10 protein-coding genes are annotated in these 19,602 nt (G+C 69.2%); 6 read left to right on the plus strand and 4 right to left on the minus strand.

The window, feature by feature from the left end; genetic code table 11:
* The first annotated feature begins 138 nt into the window (after window positions 1-138).
* Window positions 139-2,433: a methylation-associated defense system DNA methyltransferase MAD2 gene (mads2, locus tag STRCI_RS25410; RefSeq protein WP_269661268.1), complete on the plus strand. Its 2,295-nt coding sequence runs from the start codon at window positions 139-141 to the stop codon at window positions 2,431-2,433.
* Window positions 2,430-3,848 carry a methylation-associated defense system restriction endonuclease subunit S MAD5 gene (mads5, locus tag STRCI_RS25415; protein ID WP_269661269.1) on the plus strand — a complete coding sequence of 473 codons (1,419 nt, stop codon included), beginning with the start codon at window positions 2,430-2,432 and terminating at the stop codon, window positions 3,846-3,848. The genes mads2 and mads5 overlap by 4 nt, the downstream gene beginning before the upstream one ends.
* A gap of 66 nt (window positions 3,849-3,914) precedes the next feature.
* On the opposite strand, the gene STRCI_RS25420 is transcribed toward mads5, so the two are convergent.
* Both STRCI_RS25420 and STRCI_RS25425 read right to left on the minus strand, forming a co-directional pair.
* The gene (locus tag STRCI_RS25420; protein WP_269661270.1) at window positions 3,915-4,124 is read right to left on the minus strand and encodes a DUF397 domain-containing protein; all 210 of its coding nucleotides are present in this window, start codon (window positions 4,122-4,124) and stop codon (window positions 3,915-3,917) included.
* Window positions 4,103-4,951 carry a helix-turn-helix domain-containing protein gene (locus STRCI_RS25425; RefSeq protein WP_269661271.1) on the minus strand — a complete coding sequence of 283 codons (849 nt, stop codon included), beginning with the start codon at window positions 4,949-4,951 and terminating at the stop codon, window positions 4,103-4,105. The genes STRCI_RS25420 and STRCI_RS25425 overlap by 22 nt, the downstream gene beginning before the upstream one ends.
* A gap of 336 nt (window positions 4,952-5,287) precedes the next feature.
* On the opposite strand from STRCI_RS25425, the gene STRCI_RS25430 reads away from it, so the two are divergent.
* From STRCI_RS25430 to mads8, 4 genes are all read left to right on the plus strand, one after another.
* Entirely contained in the window at window positions 5,288-5,455 is a 168-nt protein-coding gene (locus STRCI_RS25430) for a hypothetical protein (protein ID WP_269661272.1), read from the plus strand.
* A gap of 167 nt (window positions 5,456-5,622) precedes the next feature.
* On the plus strand, window positions 5,623-9,867 hold the full coding sequence (gene mads6, locus STRCI_RS25435; protein ID WP_269661273.1) for a methylation-associated defense system protein kinase MAD6: 4,245 nt from the start codon (window positions 5,623-5,625) through the stop codon (window positions 9,865-9,867).
* Window positions 9,867-11,561: a methylation-associated defense system protein MAD7 gene (gene mads7, locus STRCI_RS25440; RefSeq protein WP_269661274.1), complete on the plus strand. Its 1,695-nt coding sequence runs from the start codon at window positions 9,867-9,869 to the stop codon at window positions 11,559-11,561. The genes mads6 and mads7 overlap by 1 nt, the downstream gene beginning before the upstream one ends.
* Window positions 11,562-11,627: 66 nt before the next feature.
* Window positions 11,628-17,201, plus strand: a complete 5,574-nt coding sequence (mads8, locus tag STRCI_RS25445) for a methylation-associated defense system ATP-binding protein MAD8 (RefSeq protein ID WP_269661275.1) — start codon at window positions 11,628-11,630, stop codon at window positions 17,199-17,201.
* A gap of 74 nt (window positions 17,202-17,275) precedes the next feature.
* Here the strand turns inward: mads8 and STRCI_RS25450 are convergent, their stop codons facing one another.
* On the minus strand, window positions 17,276-18,178 hold the full coding sequence (locus tag STRCI_RS25450) for an aldehyde dehydrogenase family protein (protein WP_269661276.1): 903 nt from the start codon (window positions 18,176-18,178) through the stop codon (window positions 17,276-17,278).
* Window positions 18,171-19,601, minus strand: coding sequence for an aldehyde dehydrogenase family protein (locus STRCI_RS25455; RefSeq protein ID WP_269661277.1), 1,431 nt, complete (start codon window positions 19,599-19,601; stop codon window positions 18,171-18,173). Before STRCI_RS25455 ends, STRCI_RS25450 begins: the two co-directional genes overlap by 8 nt.
* Window position 19,602 lies beyond the last annotated feature (1 nt).

Raw genomic sequence — 19,602 nt, forward strand, 5'->3', positions numbered from 1 at the left:
GCGGTGGGCAGGGTTGTACGTGTCCGGCGCGGAGCGGTGCGGAAGCGGTTCCGCGCTGGCCTAGTCTTGGGCGGTGCCGCCGGATGACCGCAGGCGGCGTTAATTGTGGCAATACGGGACAGGGTGGACGCGGGCGCGATGGGTGAGGAACAGCTGGGCTTCGACATTCCCGGGGAGGGTGAGCGGAGGCCGGCGCGGTCGTCGGCCGGGGCGAAGCCGAAGGGGTCCGGTAAGGGGCGGGCGGCGGCGGGGGTGCAGGAGGAGGACTCCGGGCCGCGCAAGCTCCAGGACGACGAGATCTTCGACTACATCTCCGGCGGCGACAAGGTCGTCAAGCACACCCCGATGGAGGAGGTGCGGCAGCGCATCGCCCGAGCGCTCGTCCACCAGTACGGCATCGACCCGCGCGACATGCGGGCCGACTTCCCGCTCCAGGTGGAGAACCGTAAAACCGGCCGCAAGTCGCGCAAGCGCGTGAGCATCGCGATCTTCGAGCACGGCTCGATCCCGGAGGGCGAGGAGCCCAAGCGGGAGAACATCCGCCGGATCGTGGTCATCAAGCCGCGCCCCAACGACAGCCGCACCGTCTCCAAGATCCGCACGTTCGCACGGGCCAAGGAGCAGGTCGACGAGGTCGCCGACCTGATGCACGCGGCCGGCCCGCAGTGCTTGTACGGCATGTGGACGGATGACAAGGACCTCTACTTCATCCGTCGCGACCCGAACCGCTTCGAGGACGAGTACCTTCCGCTGGCGAACTGGCCGCGCGGCGACGCCACCCTCTTCGACGTCCAGGGCAACCTCTCCTCGCTCGGCATCATGCGCAGTGCCGACGAGACGATGCTGCGGTTCGCCTTCCGCCGCTGCCACGACTTCATCCACGGCAACGAGGGTCTGCCCAAGGACGCAGCGTTCTGGCAGTTCCTGTACGTCCTGTTCGCCAAGCTGCACGACGAGAAAATGGTGCGCGAGAAGAAGGGCGACCCTCGCTTCTACGTCGACACGACGGAGCTGGTGGCCCTCGCGAAGGACGACGCGGGCAGCTCTGCTGTGGCCCAGCGTGTGAAGGATCTCTTCGCCGAGGTCAAGAAGGACCACCCCGACCAGTTCACCGAGTACGACCGGCTTACCCTCAACGACGCCGCGCTCACCTTCATCACCGGTGAACTGTCCACGTACACCCTGCACGGCACCTCCCTCGACGCGCTCGGCACCGCCTACCAGGAACTCGTCGGCGACAACCTGCGCGGCGACCGCGGGCAGTACTTCACCCCGAATGTCGCCACCCGCTTCATGGTCGAACTCCTGGATCCGCAACTCGACGAGACCGTTCTCGACCCCTGCTGTGGCACCGGCGGCTTCCTGCGCGAGACCTTGCTCCATGTACTCCATCGCGAGTGGATGCCGGACTTCGGGCGCGGGCTGTCCGCGAAGCGGAAGGCCGAGCTGGAGACCGAGCACCGTCCGGACCTCGCACGGTACGCACGCGATCGGATCTTCGGCCTGGACTTCGACCCGTTCCTGACCCGCGCGGCCTCCTTCGGCGTCATGATGCTGACCGAGGAGAAGGGCAACACCTTCCAGGTGGACTCCCTTCAGTTCCCCCGCATGGGCCAGAAGCAGCCCGGCTACGAAGCGGCGATGAAGCACCGCGAGCGCATCTACCCCGGCCAGGTCGACGTCCTGCTCACCAACCCGCCCTTCGGTACCGACATCCCCGTCTCCGGTCCCACACTGGACCTGTTCCGGGTGGACGAGTCCGGTGGGGAGAAGCCCCAGAGCATCGCCTACGACTGGAGCAGGGACAAGGCGGACGGTTCGCTCAAGCAGGGCAAGCCCGCCGCCTCCCTCCCGCCCGAGCGGCTGTTCGTGCAGAAGTGCGTGGAGTGGCTCAGAGAGGGCGGCCGGATGGGGATCGTCCTGCCCAACGGCATCCTCTCCAACCCCGGTCCCGACGACGAGGCCGTACGGCAGTACATCCTCGACGAGTGCTGGGTCATGGCGAGCGTTGAGCTGCCCATCGAGCCGTTCGTGGTGGGCGCCGGGGTCAACATCCTCACCACCATGCTCTTCCTGCGGAAGAAGACCCAACGGGAGAAGACCGAGGAGCAGTTGCACGGCCGTGAGGATTACCCGGTCTTCATGTCGGTCGTCGAGAAGGCCGGCATGGACCGGCGCGGGAACAAGCTCTACGTGCGGAATCCTCGTGGCGACTACGAGTGGCGTGACGAGTTCGAGGACGACGACATCTATGTCAAGAGCGTTGTCATCCCCCGGCGGATCAAGGTGCGGAACAAGGTCGTCGACAACGACCTGATGGACCTGCGGGACCGGCCTGTGGAGTACGAGCGGCCCAACGTCCACGACGAGTACCGGAAGTTCCTCAAGGAGCACGGGCGCGAACTTCCGTGGCGGAAGGGGGAGACGGCGTGAAGGTCGCCGAACCCGGGAATCCGGCGCGGCTGGGGTGGTTTGAGCGGCAGGGGTTGAAGCTTGTTGCGAGGCCCTATCTGTCGGGAGCGTTTGCCACGACGCGGCTGCTGGAGCGGCTGCCAGTGGAGAAGACGGCGCTGAAAGACCTCACAGCGGGGTACGCGGGGGGCATCTTCGACGGTCCGATGTCGCGGCGGGTGTACCTCACCGATCCCGCGCACAGCGTTCCGTTCGTGGGCAGCAAGGACATGCTTGTCGCTGACTTCAGCGCCCTGCCCCGGCTGAGCAGGGCCGAAGCGGAGTCACCCAGCCTGAGCTACATGGAGCTCAAGCCCGGGATGACACTGATCTCGCGGTCAGGGTTCAACGCCGGGCGACGCTCGTACGTACGCTCGGACATGGTCGGATTCTGGTCATCGGAACACGTCATGAAGGTCGTACCGAACCAAGACAGGATCCAACCGGGATACCTGTACGCGTTTCTGGCCAGCCGGTTTGGTGAGGTGCTTGTCAGAGGCGGTATCTACGGGTCGGCGGTGAAGCACATCGCGCCCGAGCACGTCGGTGAGATTCCTGTTCCGCGCTTTGGGGACGCCGTAGAGACCGAGATTCACGAACTCGTCCAAGGCGCGGCCGAGTTGAGGGCGGAGTTCCAGGCGGGACTCGATGCGGCGACGCGGGATCTGTTCCGTACGGCCGGGATCGAGGAGCTGCTGGATCTGCGGTGGCACGAGCAGGGGCGGGATCTGGGGTTCGCGGAGCGCGGTGTCTCGGCGACGAGCTTGCGGGCGCTCAACTTTCAGCCGAGGGCTCGGGGGATTCTGGAGCGGTTGGGGGAGCGGGAGTGTGTGTCGTTGGGGGAGGTTTGTGCGGGGGGCATGCTCAGAACCGGGAAGCGGTTCAAGCGTGTTGAAGCGGACCCGGCCTATGGCGTTCGGCTCGTCGGGCAGCGTCAGTCCTTCTGGGTCCGGCCGGAAGGGCGTTGGATCAGCGCGGAGCAGGCACCCGATGACATCCTGCAAGAGGACGAGACGGTCTTGATCGCCGCTCACGGCACGTTGGGTGACAACGAGGTGTACGGCCGATCGATCCTGGTCACGGGTTCGTGGCTGGACAACGCGTTCAGTCAGGACTTTGTGCGGGTCGTCAGCGGGGACTCGGGTGTTTCCGGCGCCTACCTGTTCGCATTTTTCCGTTCGGAGGCTGTATTCCGCGTTCTGCGGTCCATGAGCGTAGGAGGGAAGCAGCAGGAGTACCACACCAAGCTGCTAAGGGGACTGCCCATTCCCGTCCTCACCCAGCCCGACCGCGACCGTATCGCCGACACCGTCCGTGCCGCCTACAGGAAGCGCGACGAGGCTGACCGCAGGGAGGACTTGGCGCTCGTGAAGCTGGAAGCGGCCGTGACGGGCTGAGCTGGGCTGTCTGTTCCGGAACGGTCATGGAACAACTCCAGGACCGTTCCGCGTCAGGCAACGGTCCTACAGGGAGCGGTCCTTGATGCCGTCGATGAACAGCTGCCAGGCAACTCCGTCCAGCATCAGGACAGGGCCGGTTGTGTTCTTGCTGTCGCGGACGGGGACGGAGCCGGGGAAATCGTCAGAGACTTCGACACAAGCGCCGCCCTGCTGGCCGTCGCTGTACGAGGACTTGCGCCAGCGGGCGGTGCTCAGGTCCCGGGTGACTCGCATGACTCGTGTGTCTCCAACATCGTCTCGATCAGCGCTGCTGACTCCCGCGGCGAGAGGGCGCACGCTTTCTTCAGATCGTACTCTCGCACGTGCCGCGTGACGGCCTCCCGGTCGTCGATGACTTCCCCGTACCCGGCGCCCTCTTGGTACAAGGTGATCGAGTTGTCTGGGAGAGTCAGCAGGATGAGGGTGCCGCTCATCAGGGCGCATGCCTCCGCCTCGAACGGGCTCACCTGGATGGTCGTGTGACGTGTGTTGACCAGTGGCAGCAGCGCCGCGAGTTGCCCGCTCATTACTGTTGGTCCGCCTACGGCTTGTCGTAGCGCCGCTTCCCCGATGATCCACCAGCAGTCCGCCGGGCAATCCCGGCGCAGGATCTCCTGGCGGCCCAAGCGGTCTGCCACGAGGCCGTCGATTTCCCGAGGGCTCATCCCGGGCTCCCCCGCGGTGAACAGGGCTCGCATGTACGCCTCTGTCTGGAGCAGCCCGGGAATGAGACTCGCGCCGAACTCCTGAATCCGCGCCGCCCGCGCCTCCAACTCCAAACAATGATCGAACCGTCTCGGCGTATGCTCCCGCTTCACCACCCCCCACAACCCCTGGAACAACTCCCCCGTCCCAAACGCCACATCCAGCTTCTCCGAGATCGGCGGCAACGGAAGCCGCTCCCCCGTCTCCACTCCGTGCAGGTGCGTCTTGCTGTAGTTGACGATGTCCGACAGCCGGTCCAACGACAGCCCGGCGAGCTGGCGTTGGCGGCGCAGTTCCACGCCGTACAGGTCGCGTGCGGAGTGCGCGGGGTCGAGTTCGCGGGCGGGCTGGGTCATCGTGGGGGCTCCCTTGCCGTGCAGGCGGGCGTGAAGTGCCGTGCTGTTCCTCATCGCTGATGGGACGTCACCCGGACAACGGTAGTCGCGGGTGGTGACAGTGTGTGCGCGAACAGTGAAAGGCGGGAGGTGGGGGCCATTCCGTAACCGGGTTTGGAACACCGTCACCCTGTCCTCCGGCGGCAGCCGCCCGTTTCGCTGGGTGTGCGAACAGCGAGGACGGAGGCGCCCGTGACATCCCGAGGACCTACGACAACCGGCGTCGAGCTTGAGGAGATCCGGCTCCCCGTCGGCCGACTCGCCTAGGACACGCGGCTGGAGCAGTGCGGAATCGTCATGGATCACCTCGCCGGGTTTGTATGGCTGCGCCCGGAGGGCGGGGGTTTGGAGTGGACCGCGCGTCCCTGCGACGTACGGCCGCTGTATGTCCGTGAGCAGGCGGCCGCCCTGATGTGGGCGCGGGTGGCCGACGCGAACGCCCGCAGCAGGGGCGAGATTCTGTGAGCGGGGAGTGAGCGTGGAACCACCCCTGCGTGACCGAATCCCGACGCGTTGTCAGTGGGTCGTCCTAAAGTGTCCGGTGACACAGATGGGGCCGCATATGCCGTGGGGATCGTCGGCAGACGCGGGCGGCGCACGCACGGTGGAGTACGGGGAGCGGGGGCAGGGCGATGGCGCGGATCATCCCGATCGGGGAGCCGGCCAACGAGGCCGAGCGCATGGTGTTGCGCCATCTGCGGGAGCACGCGCCGGACGACTGGATCGTCGTGGCCAACTTCGAGCTGCCGTACGGGCCGGGGCGGCCGATGTTCGAGGTGGACCTGGCGGTCATCGCCGATCGCGGGGTTTATCTGGCCGACACCAAGGGCGTTCATGGCCGGGTGCAGGTGCGCGGTGGGCGTTGGTATCCGCAGGGCATGTCCTTTCCCAGTCCGGCGCGCAAGATCCGTAACCACGCGCGGGTCGCCGGTGACCTGTTGGCGCGCTCCCGGGCGGCGAGCGGTCGGCTCGGCTCGGTGTGGTGCGAGGGGCTCGTGGTCCTGCCGTACCGGGGTGCCACGCTGCACGATCCGGACGGGCGCGACGAGGTGACCACATACCAGCTCGCCGATCTCGTGCCGTTCATCGAGCGGCATCGCCCGCCCGGTCACCGCGCGGGGCCCGGTGACGAGGACATCTCCGCGCTTCGCGAAGACATCGCCCGCGTCTTCCAGGCGGAGACCCGGCCGCCTTCGGGCCAGCGTCGGTTCGGGCACTATGAGGTCGTCGAGACGCTGTACGAGGCATCCCCTGCCGACCTCGCCGACCAGGACGGCGATCCGGCCCGCAAGGTCTCCGTGTACCGGGTGCGCCTCGCCGACCAGCCCCGGTCAGGAACGCGCATCCTCCAGGCGCACGCCGTAGATCCGCTGCTGCCCGACGGCGCGCGGTCCACGGCCTACGCGCGGATCGGCAACCCGGTACAGGCTCTCAGCAAGCTGCCGTCCAGCCCGTACATCGTGCCGTGCGAGACGTCCTTTCCGCTGGACGAGGGCGACGGGTACGCCGTGGTCCTCAAGGATGTGCTCGCCGAGGCGCTGCGGGTCAGGCTCGACGCCCGGGGGCCGGGCACGCTGGGAGCCGACGCCCGGCGGCGGATCGTCGACGGGGTGCTCGGCGGTCTCGCGGTCGCGCACGCCCACCGGGTCGTGCACCGCTACCTCAGCCCGGACACCGTGCTCATCGGGCGCAACGGCACCGCCATGCTCACCGGGTTCGACTACGCCCACCCCGGTCCGCCGCGCCCGCGCGACGAGTCCCGGGGCATCGAGGCGTACGCTCACCAGTCACCCGCCTACCTCGCCCCCGAGTGCCACGAGCGGCCCGGGGTCTTCTCACCGGAGACCGATCTGTACGCGGCCGGGGTGCTCTTCCACGAGCTGTATACGGGCGAGGAGCCCGCCCTCGGCGCGGGGGGCACCCCGCTCGACAGCCTTGACGAAGCGGACCGGATCGACCCCGAGCTCAAGGCGGTCATCCGGGAATTGCTGTCCGCCGACCCCGGTGACCGGCCGCCCGCCCGCGAGGCCATCGCACGGCTCGGCAGCGCCGACAAGCGCCGTGCCCGAGTCCGGGGCCGACGCGGGGGAGGCGAGGAGTCCGGGGACCCGTTCGACTGGGACGACCCGCACAGCTACACCAGCCTGCCCGAAGGGTTCCGCCTCACCGAGCGGTTCCGGGTGCGCTCCCTGCTGGGACAGGGGCAGTTCGGGGTCGTCTACCGGGTGTTCAACACCCTCGACGACACCGACGAGGTCCTGAAGATCATCACCAGGGACCGGGAGTCCGTACGTGAGCGCCTGGAGAGCGAGTACCGCATCCTGCGCCGGATCGCCCCCCATCCCAATGTCGTGCGGCTGATCGACGCGGAGTGGCTGCCCAAGGGCGGATTCCCGTACCTGCGCATGGAGTTCGCCGAGGGGAAGGACCTCAAACGCGTCCTCGACCAGGGCCGCCCGCTCGGCCCCGCCGATGTGCGCAAGCTCCTCGACGATTGTCTGGCCGGCCTCGCCCACCTGCACGCGGGCGGGGTGTTCCACTGCGACATCAAGCCCAGCAATCTGCTGTGGACCGCCGACGGCGCCCGCATCCTCGACCTCAACGCGGCGGTCTCCGCCGACTCCACCCTTACCCCCACCCTCGGCTCGCCCCGCTACCTCGCCCCCGAAGCGACCCGTATCACCCGGCCAACCCGCGAGGAGCTGACCGACCTCGACCTGTTCGCGCTCGGTATCTCCGCCTACGAGGCCCTCACCTGCGATTATCCCTGGCAGGGGCGCGGCACCCCGCCGCGCGGCGGACAGCCCCTCGACCCGCGCCACCTGCCCGGCCTCGCCGACCTCGACCCGGACTTCACGGCAGTCCTGCTGCGGGCCCTCGCTCCCCGTCGCCACGAGCGCTACCACGACGCCGACGAGTTCCGCGCCGCCCTTGCCGAGGTCCGCGAGGTGCGCCTCGTGCCGCCCGCCCCGGCGCACGAGGAGCCGCGGCGGCCCGCACCGGCCGACGGCGACGGGGACGAGGCAGGTACCAATCCGTTCGTCGGACACCTCCAGACCCTCTACAGCCAGAGCGCCCGCACCAACGCTGGTACCCGCGGCCTCGACCCGGCCGCCTACCACCTCTACGTCGCCACCGCCCTGGACGACCGGCTGCGCCCCGATGTCCTCGCGGGCCGCCACCGTCTCGTCCTCATCACCGGAAACGCCGGGGACGGCAAGACCGCCTTCCTTCAGTTCCTCGCCGACGAGGCCCGCCGCCGGGGCGCCCGGTTCGGCGAAGCACGCGCCAACGGCGACGACTTCACCCTCGACGGCCGCTCCTTCCACACCAACCACGACGGCAGCCAGGACGAGGGTGACACCGACAACGACACCGTCCTCGACACGTTCCTGGCCCCCTACCGCGGCGCCACCGACGAGGGCTGGCCCGACGACGCCACTCGGCTCGTCGCTGTCAACGAGGGCCGGCTCGTCGACTTCGTCACCCGGCACCAGGAGCGCTACCCGCTGCTCGCGGACACCGTCCGGGAAGGGCTGACCACCGGCCGTGCCGCCCACGGCGTCGCCGTGGTCAACCTGAACGCCCGCGACGTCCTCGCGGACCCCGACGGCGCCGGGTCGATCATGCGCCGCATGGTCGCCGTCCTCACGGACGAACGGCACTGGCAGGCCTGCGGCTCCTGCGCCCTCGCCCCGCGCTGCTACGCCCTGCACAACGCCCGCACCTTCGCCCACCCCAGCGCGGGCGTCCAGGTCACCGAACGCCTCGCCACCCTCTACCGCATGGCCCATCTGCGAGGCCGCCTCCACATCACGCTGCGGGACCTGCGCTCCGCCCTCGCCTACACCCTCACCTCCGGCCGCGACTGCACCGAGATCCACGCCCTGTACGCGCGTGAGGAGCCTGAGACTGTCCAGGAGATCCTGGACAGTCTGTACTTCACCAGCTGGACGGGCATCCACACCGGCGCCCATCCGCATCCGCGCCCGGACGAACGCGACCGCCTGCTCGCCCAGTTGCGCGACCTCGATGTCGCCGCCGTCCCCGACCCCCAGCTGGACCGGAAGCTCGACTACAGCGGCCCCGCCGACGGACACAGCCTCGTCTCCTTCGACCAGCGCGGTGACCTCGACGAGCGCCTCCTCACCGACGCCTTCGAGGCCCTGCCCCGCACCCACCAGGCCGACCGCGCCCAGATCGCCGCGCACCGTGCCTACCTTGCCGCGGCCAGGCGCCGCTTCTACTTCGAGAGCCTCGACGACACCCGCTGGCGGGGCCTCCTGCCCTACCAGGCCGCCGACCGGTTCCTGCGCATGCTCGCCTGCGGGCAGCCGGGCCCGGAGGAACTGGCCCGGATCGTCGAGGCCGTCAGCCGCGGCGAGGGCATGCCTCGTGGGCTGGGCCAGACGGCCGGCCAGGACCTCGCGCTCCAGGTGCGGGCCGTCCCCGGCGGCACCGTGCGCAGCCACCGGCTGTTCCCCGCCGAGCAGTTCACCATCACCGTCGACGGCCCGCCCGCCTCGCCGTACGTCGAGACCGGCCCCCGCGAACTCGTCGTACGCCACCACCCCGAGGACGGCCGCGCCCACCGCGCTCAGCTGACCGTCCGCCTCGACCTGTACGAACTGCTCGACCGGCTGCACCGCGGCTACCAGCCCGGTGTCGAGGACCGCCAGGGCCAGAACCTCGCCCTTGCCGTCTTCAAGAACGCCCTGGCCGCGACCTCCTATCAAGAGGTCCTCCTCAACGCACCCGGATCGCCGCCCCACCGGCTGCGCCGACTCCCGGACGGCGCCCTGCGCCTGGCGCCGGCGGCCCGACCCGACACACCCCCGGACATCGACCCCGGTCCGGTACCGGAAGGAGCACGCTGATGGCACTGCGGCGCCGTGACACCGAGTTCAAGCACCTCGGCGTCTCCTACCTGGACTTCAAGCGTGTGCAGATGGACCGGGTGCTGACCGGGTTCCTCATGCGACTCAACCACAAGGGCCTCACCAGCCGCCTCGTGCGGCGCAAGGACCTGTTCGTCAAAGAGTTCGCGGACGAGTTCACCGACCCCGTCAACGCCGACCGCTTCCAAGGCTTCGCGGAGCACCCCGAGATGGCCCGGCGCTGGGTGGAGACTCAGCTCCTGGACGTGGTCAACCGGGGCAAACCCGCCCAGGAAGTAGCCGGACTGCGCCCACTGCACGGACTCACCTACCGGTTCCGCAGCAGCCGCCACTCCCGCCCTTACGGCGCCGACGCCCAGCTGTACGAGATGCTGCGGCACGCTCGCGGCCCGCTGGGTGCCCTCGCACTGGAACAGCTTCGGGCGTTCTTCTTCACCGGACTCGGTACGGCGGCCTCCGTCCCTGCGCAGAAGACCCCCGTGGACATCGAGACGCAGGCGGTACTGCACCTCAACAGCCAGGTGAAGGCTGACAGTCCGCACACGGTCAAGGGCTGGTACGCGGCGCCCCCGCTGTGCGTCGGACAGGCCGACCTTCTCGCCGACGACGTCGTACGTCTGCTGTCCCTGAAGGATCTGCTGCCGCGCATCACCATGGTCGAGTACCTGAAGATCCTTTTCGCGTTCCACCTCGCCCTGGGCCAGTTCAAGACCATGAAACTGCTGCCCGTCGCAGTGGCGCGCTCGGCGGCCGACCCTGCCTGCGGCCACGACCGCTGCCCGGCCTCCGCGACCGCACAGGATCCGCTGGCCGGATGCCCTTTCCGCGTAGGCCTCTTCATGGATGTCGCGGGAGTCCCCGGCACCCCCGCCGCCGCCCTCGCCGAGCACAGTGCCGAACACTGGCTGCGCCGAATCCCCGACTTCGTACGTGCCTCCTACACGGTCCGCAAGCTCGACGAGTTCGCCGAGCACCTGGTCGGCCAGGGCAAGGAGCGCCGCCCGCCGCACGGACACTTCACCGTGCCCGAGCTCCTCCGTTTCGGCACGGACGACTACCGCAAGGCGCGTGACGAGTTCTTCGGCTCCCGGCTCACCGCGATCCTCGACGACACCCCCGTCAGCGAGCAGCCCGAAGAGGTCCGGCCGCTGCTGGACGAATCCATGGGCCTGGCCCCCTTCGAGAAGTACCTGGAAGTCCTGATGGCCTACCGAGGGCCCTACCACCACAAGTACATCTTCCAGGCCATCGACTCCCTCCTGCTCAAGAACCGCCCCGGCGCCGCCATCGCGCAGCCCCACGGCGGCCGCCGCCGCTTCATCCTGGACAGTGCGCTGCTGGAGGTGCTCGTCCAGGTGGCGCTGCTGCGCCTCAACCCCCGCGGCGCCTCCTCCCCGTACACCCACCACACCGTCTCGCTCCGGCTCGACGAGTTCCTCGCCCTGCTGCGCGACCGGTACGGGCTGTACGTGGACCGGCTGCCCACGGCCGACGGATTCGGCCCCGCGGGTCTGGAGGAGGAGGCCGCCCTGCGGGCCAACGCCGAGGCGTTCACCACACGGATGCGGGAGATCGGCTTCTACGACGATCTGTCGGACGCCTACCTCACTCAGGTGATCACCCCCAGGTTCTCCATCACCGAGGACGGCATGGTGGCCACCGGCGGACGGTAGCAGCGACGACCACCACCAACAGCAGCGGCGCACGGCAGGCGAGAGTCGGACGGGGGAGAGGGCGGCATGACAAGCGGGACCATGAAACGCGGACTGGTGGAGATCAGTGAGACCGACTGGCGGCGCGCACTCGAACACGTCGCGCTGCCGGGCCTCGCCGACCTGCTGCGCACCCGCGAGGCCGGCCACTGCATGCGGGTCGGTGGGCTCGACGCCGAACTCGCCGCCCGCCTCACCCGCGGCCTGCGTCAGGCCGTCCCCGACGCCCAGGTGCACGTTCTCGCGGCCGGCCTCGCCGACGGCGGCGACACGTCCATCACCAGCACCAAGCTCGTCGAACTGCGCAACCCCGACGAACACGGCCGCCTCAGGCCGCCGCTCCTGGTGTTCGTACCGCCCGGGACCAAGGCCAGCGCGGAGGACTCCTTCTCAGTAGCGACCTTCGAAGAGGTCTCGCTCCATGAGGTGCACGCCCGGCTGAGGCGCAACCTGCTCAAGGACGTGCCCGAACCGCTGCGCTCAAGTGTCGAACGGCTGCTCGCGGAGACCGCCGACGTCTCGGACCGGGCTGCCGCCCGCTACCTGCTCACCCTGCGCGAGAACCAGCACGACCCGCAGGCCGCCGGTGCCGCCGTCCACCTGCTGGGACTCATCCCGGACTTCCAGCTCTTCAACGACCCATCTCTCCTGGTCACCAAGATCCAGCGCAACCGGCGCACCGTCGAGAAACTCACCGACGGCCCCGCCACCGACCGGCAACGGGTCCTCGCCCTCGGCCTGCCCCGTAACTCCGAGGAGCACCAGCGCTTCCTGCGCCGTCTCGTCGACTTCGCTGCGACCACCGGCCTGACCGATCCCGGGCACTGGTGCCGGGCCATCGCCGTCGATCCCGACAACTGGCCGCTGGCCTTCCACCACTGGCCGCAGGAGCACGACCCGGCCGACCAGACCGTGCGCATCGAGGTCGACGACCTGACCGCGCTGCCCAAGGCCGGGGAGAACGCGGAGGACCAGCGCAACCATCCCGCCCTCGACCGGCTCTTCGGCCAGCCCTACCTCCTGCCCGGCGGCCTGCCCTCACTCCCGGTCACCTTCTCCGTGGACCGTGATCAGCGGGGTGTCACGGGCCTGAAGCGCTTCAAGGTCGAGATCTGCGCCGAGACCGGCGACGATCCGGGTGAGGAGAGCGGTGGTGACGTGGGGACAGCGCTGGCTAGCCCGACCGGACTCACGGTGACCGTACCGGCCGGTCCCCGGAACAAGCCGCAGTACAAGGCGAGCATCAAACTCCGCAAGGGGCGCCGGGCACCGGACTGGGAGGAAGGCTGGCACTTCGTCCGTGTCACCCCGCTCGACGGCAACGACGACCCCATGCCCGCCGCGGGCAGCGGACAGACGGCGGGCCGCCGCCCGTACGAGAGCGACCGTTTCTATGTCGTCCCCGAGGGCGAGTTCGACGAGCCTCCCACCCCGCGCGGTCACCACGCGCCCGGTCTCGCCCAGGCGATCAACCGGCTGCGTTTCACCGCGCTGGCCGAAGGCCGTGATCCAGCCCGGGTGCAGTGCCGCGAGACCGGCTGGGGCCCGCGCGGCACCAGCGTGAAGACCCGCTCGCTGCGAGCCTCTTTCGGGCCCGCCGGACTGGTCACTATCGACCTGCCACGGCTCCTGGCCGAGGCGGAGCAGCACATCCTGCGGGCCCCGCGCACCTTGCAGGGGCCGAGGATCGATGTGGACGCGGCCGGTGCCGCCCGGCTGCACGTGGTCTCCGGGAAGCCCGGAGAAGGGGAGGACGGTTCGCGGGCCGAGGAGGAGGAACCCCTCTCCGGATACCTCCGCGCACGAGCGGAACTCTTCGCCCGACTCGCCCTGCCGGAGGCCGCGGACGGCGCGTCGGACGTCCTTGTCGTGGAGGGCGTGGACCCGCGCACGCTGCGGGCCGCCGTCGAGACCTGCGCGGAGGCGTACCTCACCGCCGTCACGGCTTGTCTGCGGGCCCTGGACCGGCCGGGCCTGCCCGACACCGAGCAGCGGCGGGCGCGGCTGCACGATCTGCTGCGCACCGACACTCTCACCGTCCACCTGCACGACACGGACGGCAGTCGGCGCACCGTCGTGCTGGTCGCCCCCACCCATCCGCTGCGCATGCTGTGGTGGAGCGGACAGGCCGCCCTCGCCGACCACTGGCTCGAACAGCTCCAGGACGCCTCGGCGGGCGTCGTCAAGACGCGGCTGGACAGTCTGGAACGGGAGCTGGCACCGCTCGGCTACCCACTTGCCGTGCCGCTGGACTCAGGAGAACTAGCCTTTGCCAGTAGCCCGTTGACGGACTACTGGCAGGTGTGCCTGCCGAGTGAGGCCGACGACCCCCGCGAGGCCCTGGCCCGGGTAGCGGGCGCGCTCGGCGTCGACGTGGCGGCAGCGGCGGGCGGGGTGACCGGAACGGAACTCGCTGACCGGGTGGAGAAGTACATCCGCCTCCACCCCTACGCCGACAGTCTGGTGATCAACGCGCTCGGCGCCGGCCACGGCGAACTCCTCGCCGACATGCTGGTGGCCTTGCAGGAACGCCGCCACCTGTCCCATCTCCACTACACGGTGCGGCTCTTCGCTACCGCGCCAGACGACCCGTGGACCGGATCGTCGCTGACCGACCTGATGGTTCCGGCGAGCGGCCCGCGTTCCGCCGCCGCGGAGGCGTTCGCCACCCCGGGGGATCCCCTGCGCCCCAAATTGTCGGCGGTGATTCGTGACGCGGAGGAACTCCTCACAGCGGCGGACGACTTCCCGGCCCACCTCACTTTCCTGTTCAACCCGTTCGGCGGGGAGAGCCACGACATCGCCCCGGGTCAGGACGGCACCGGACGTGTCGCCGTGCATGGTCTCGTCCAGGAGATGAGCGGCGACTACCGAGAGGACGACGACAGCGTCGAGTGGACCCGCCGGCCTCGGCATGGCGTCACCGACCCGCTGACGGGCGCCGAGACGACCGGAGACCTGCTCGCGACCCTGCCCCGGACCCTGTCCGCCGCCCTGGTCGCGGCCAGCGCGGGTGAACACCGGCCGGGCATGCTGCCGCAGATAACGGTCCGGCTGTCCCCGGACGACCGGGCCCTCCTGCACGACGTGCACCGGATGAGCGACTGGGTCGTCACCGTGGACCGCACCCTCGGAGCCGAGTACTTCGACCACGGGCGGCCCGGACGTACCGAGTACGTCATCGACCACACCACCACGTCCCACAGCGGGCTCGGTCATCAGATCGTCGTCTCCTCCCGGTCCCTGGACGAGATGCGTGCCCTGCTCGGCCCAGTGCTCGCCGACCGGTCGCTCGGCATCCCCGAGCGGCACCTGAGGACCTTCTTCGACCAGCTACGGGAACTGTCCGGCAGCCTGGTGTTCAAACTCGCCGCGCTCGGTGAGAACCATCGGACCGAGGTTCTCGGTCTGGCCCTCGCCCGCCGTTACCTCGGTGCCCGCGACGCACTGCGTGACCAGATCCTCGTCCCCCTCGACTCCCACCCCGAGCTGTATGCGGAGGAGCGTGGCCGGGCGGCGACAGGGGACACCGAGGTCCGCCTCCAGCGCACCGATCTCGCCCTCTTTGACCTCGACGCCGAGCGGCGCACCATCGTGTGCCGACTGCTGGAGGTCAAGTGCCACACAGGCGGCGGTCTCAGCGCCTATCAGGGCAAGCTCCAGCACATCGTCCGCCAGACCGGGAATACCGAGCGGATCCTTGCCGAGCGGTTCGACCCGGTCCGAGGCCGTACCGACCGTCCGCTGCAGAACGTGGCGCTGCGCACACTGCTGGACAAGTACCTTTCCCGCGCCGGGCGTTACGGCCTCTTCGGTGAGCGTGCGATGGCCGAGGCGCGCTGGCTGCTGGACCGTCTCGATCACGGCTACCGCCTGGAATTCACCCGCACCGGCCTGGTATTCGACCTCTCCAGGGACGGTTTCGACACCGACCACGAGGAAGGGGTGGCGTTCCACCGCATCGGCCGCGACTACGCCGTGCGGCTGCTCGACGACATCGAGACGGAGTATCGGCCCACGGCGCAGGACACCCCGGCCGCCGGGGGCGCCGTGGCACCCGAGCCCGTTCTGCCGGGGCTGGAGGGTCTCAGCACACACGACGGAGAGCCCGTCCCGGCCACAGCGACCGTCCAACTGTGCCCGCGCGCACGCACTCGGGATATTCCCGAGGAGCCCGCCCCGCTGTCCGAGGATCCCGACGACGACCCCTCCGAACTCCCCGAGGCCGACGCGCCTTCGGCCGCTGACACCGTCAGCACCCAGGGGACCGAAGCCGGCCAGAGCGACACGGAGGCAGAGCGGGAGGGAACCGGGGAGGCCGAAGAGGCCGCCGCGGCTGCGCCCGGTTCGAGGGGCAGGGCGTCTGACGGCTCGTCCGACGTGGCAGCCGAACTCCCGGAGGCCAAAGCCCCGGACATCTTCCTCGGCGTCTCACGACCGTCCCGGCAGTTCGGTCTCCTCGGCACGAGTGCGGGCGGTACCGTCGCCCTGGACCTCAACGAGACCCACGCGATCAGCCTGTTCGGAGTGCAGGGCGGCGGCAAGAGCTACACCCTGGGCTCGGTGCTGGAGATGGCGAGCCTGCCGGTGCCGGGGGTCAACCAACTGGCGAGCCCCTTGGCGAGCGTCGTCTTCCATTACAGCGAGACTTCTGAATACGAGCCCGAGTTCCTGAGCATGATCCACGCCAACGACGACGAGGGGCAGCGAGAGGCGTTGCTCCGCCGATACGGGGCGCGGCCCGCCGGTCTCTCCGATGTCGTACTGCTGGTTCCTGAGGAGTATGTGGAGGAGCGCCAGGCCCGCTACCCGGGTGTCCTTGTGCGTCCCTTGGCCTTCGCTGCCGCCGAACTGAAGATCGCCCACTGGAAGTTCCTCATGGGAGCGGTCGGCAACCAGTCCGGCTACATCCGGCAGATCGGCAGGATCATCAAGGCCAACAGGGCTGACCTGACCCTGGAGGCAGTCCGCCGCGGAGTTGAGGAATCGACACTCGACGAGCACTTGAAGAGGAAGGCCCGGGATCGGCTCGACCTCGCCGGCGACTTCATCGACGATTCCGCCCGTATCAAGGACCTGGCGCGGCCGGGCCGTCTGATCGTCGTGGATCTGCGCTCCGACGACATCGAGAAGAGCGACGCACTCAGCCTGTTTGTCGTCCTGATGCACCTGTTCTCGGAGGCGACCGACGACGGCCGTCCCTTCAACAAGCTGGTTGTCTTCGACGAGGCGCACAAGTACGCCGACAGCGGCGACTTGGTGACAGGACTCGTGTCCAGCGTGCGCGAAATGCGCCACAAGGGCATGTCCGTACTCGTCGCCAGTCAGGATCCGCCGTCCGTGCCGTCCGAGCTCATCGAACTCTCCACCCACATGGTGCTGCACAGATTCACCTCACCGGCATGGCTGAAGCACTTGCAGAAGGTCAACGCGGCGCTGTCGGGCCTCAACCCGCAGAAGCTGGCGGCGCTCAGGCCGGGTGAGGCGTACGTGTGGTCAGGAAAGTCGACGGATGAGGCGTTCGTCAGGGGGACGGTCAAAGTGGACTGCCGCCCACGCGTCACACGGCATGGGGGCGCGACGCGGACGGCGCTGGGGTGACGGGCATGCAGAGAGCCGCGCATCCCCCGGACGGAGGGGAGGCGCGGCTCTCTGGTTCCGGCGGCTCGGTACGCCTAGTACGCCGAGCCGGACGCGCCCAGCGACCCCGTGGGGTGCCAGACCGTCTTGGTCTCCAGGAAGGCCGTCATGCGGTCGATGCCCGGGGTCTCGGAATAATCCACAGGCTGTGGACGAAGAACCCGCTTCAGGTTGTCCGCCGCCGCGATCTCCAGCTCCTTCGCCAGTACGTCGTCGGCGCCCGCGAGGTCGATGGCGTTGACGTCCTGGTGCGCGGCGAGGGGGGTGGCGATCTCCGCCGTACGGCCGGAGAGGACGTTGACCACACCGCCGGGCAGGTCGGAGGTGGCCAGCACCTCGCCCAGGGAGAGGGCCGGGAGCGGGGAGTTCTCGCTCGCGACCACGATCGCGGTGTTGCCGGTGGCGATCACCGGGGCGATCACCGAGACCAGGCCGAGGAAGGACGACTCCTGCGGGGCCAGCACGACGACCACGCCGGTCGGTTCGGGCGAGGAGAGGTTGAAGTAGGGTCCCGCGACCGGGTTTCCGCCGCCCACCACCTGGGCGATCTTGTCGGTCCAGCCGGCGTACCAGACCCAGCGGTCGATCGCCGCGTCCACCTGGGCGGCGGCCTTCGACTTCGACAGGCCCTCGGCGTCGGCCACTTCACGCACGAACTGCTCGCGGCGGCCCTCCAGCATCTCGGCGACGCGGTAGAGGATCTGGCCGCGGTTGTACGCCGTCGCCCCGGACCAGCCGCCGAACGCCTTGCGCGCGGCGACCACCGCGTCCCGGGCGTCCTTGCGGGAGGAGAGCGGCGCGTTGGCCAGCCAGTTGCCCTTGGAGTCGGTCACCTCGTACACCCGGCCGCTTTCGGAGCGGGGGAACTTGCCCCCGACGTACAGCTTGTAGGTCTTGAAGACGGAGAGCCGCTCTGTCTTTTCGGTCTTGTCAGACATCGAGGTACGCCTCCAGGCCGTGGCGGCCGCCCTCGCGGCCGAAGCCCGACTCCTTGTAGCCGCCGAACGGCGAGGTCGGGTCGAACTTGTTGAACGTGTTGGACCAGATCACGCCCGCGCGCAGCTTGCTCGCGACGGCCAGGATCCGCGACCCCTTCTCCGTCCAGACGCCCGCGGACAGGCCGTACTGGCTGTTGTTGGCCTTGGCGACGGCCTCGTCGGGCGTGCGGAAGGTGAGGACGGACAGGACCGGGCCGAAGATCTCGTCCCGCGCGATCGTGTGCGCCTGGGTGACGTTGGTGAACAGCGTCGGGGCGAACCAGTAGCCGCTCTCGGGGAGTTCGCAGGCCGGCGACCAGCGCTCGCCGCCCTCCGCCTCGCCCTTCTCCACCAGCGAGGTGATCCGGGCCAGCTGCTCCTCGGAGTTGATCGCGCCGATGTCGGTGTTCTTGTCCAGCGGGTCGCCGAGGCGGAGCGTGGACAGACGGCGCTTGAGGGAGTCCAGCAGCTCGTCCTGGATCGACTCCTGCACCAGCAGCCGGGAGCCCGCGCAGCAGACCTGGCCCTGGTTGAAGAAGATGCCGCTGACGATGCCCTCGACGGCCTGGTCGATCGGGGCGTCGTCGAAGACGATGTTGGCACCCTTGCCGCCCAGTTCGAGGGTGACCTTCTTACGGGTGCCCGCGACGGTCTTCGCGATCGCCTTGCCGACCGCGGTGGAGCCGGTGAAGGCCACCTTGTTCACGTCCGGGTGGGCCACCAGGGCAGCGCCCGTGTCGCCGTAGCCCGGAAGGATGTTGACGACACCCTTCGGCAGACCGGCCTGGCGGCAGATGTCCGCGAAGAACAGGGCGGACAGGGGCGTCGTCTCGGCGGGCTTGAGGACGACCGTGTTGCCGGTGGCGAGCGCCGGGGCGATCTTCCACGCCAGCATCAGCAGCGGGAAGTTCCACGGGATGACCTGACCGGCCACGCCCAGCGGCTTCGGGTCGGCACCGAAGCCCGCGTGGCCGAGCTTGTCGGCCCAGCCCGCGTAGTAGAAGAAGTGCGCGGCGACCAGGGGGAGGTCGGCGTCGCGGGTCTCCTTGATGGGCTTGCCGTTGTCGAGGGTTTCGAGGACGGCGAGCTCGCGCGAGCGCTCCTGGACGATCCGGGCGATGCGGAAGAGGTACTTCGCGCGCTCGGAGCCGGGCAGCGCCGACCACTTGGCGAAGGCTCTGCGGGCGGCCTGGACCGCCCGGTCGACGTCCGCCTCGCCCGCCTGGGCGATCTCGGACAGGACCTCCTCGCTGGACGGCGAGACGGTCTTGAAGACCTTGCCGTCGGCGGCCTCGGTGAACTCGCCGTCGATGAACAGGCCGTAGGACGGGGCGATGTCGACGACCGAGCGGGACTCGGGCGCCGGGGCGTACTCAAAAGTCATG

This window comes from Streptomyces cinnabarinus (assembly GCF_027270315.1).
Lineage (GTDB): Bacteria > Actinomycetota > Actinomycetes > Streptomycetales > Streptomycetaceae > Streptomyces > Streptomyces cinnabarinus.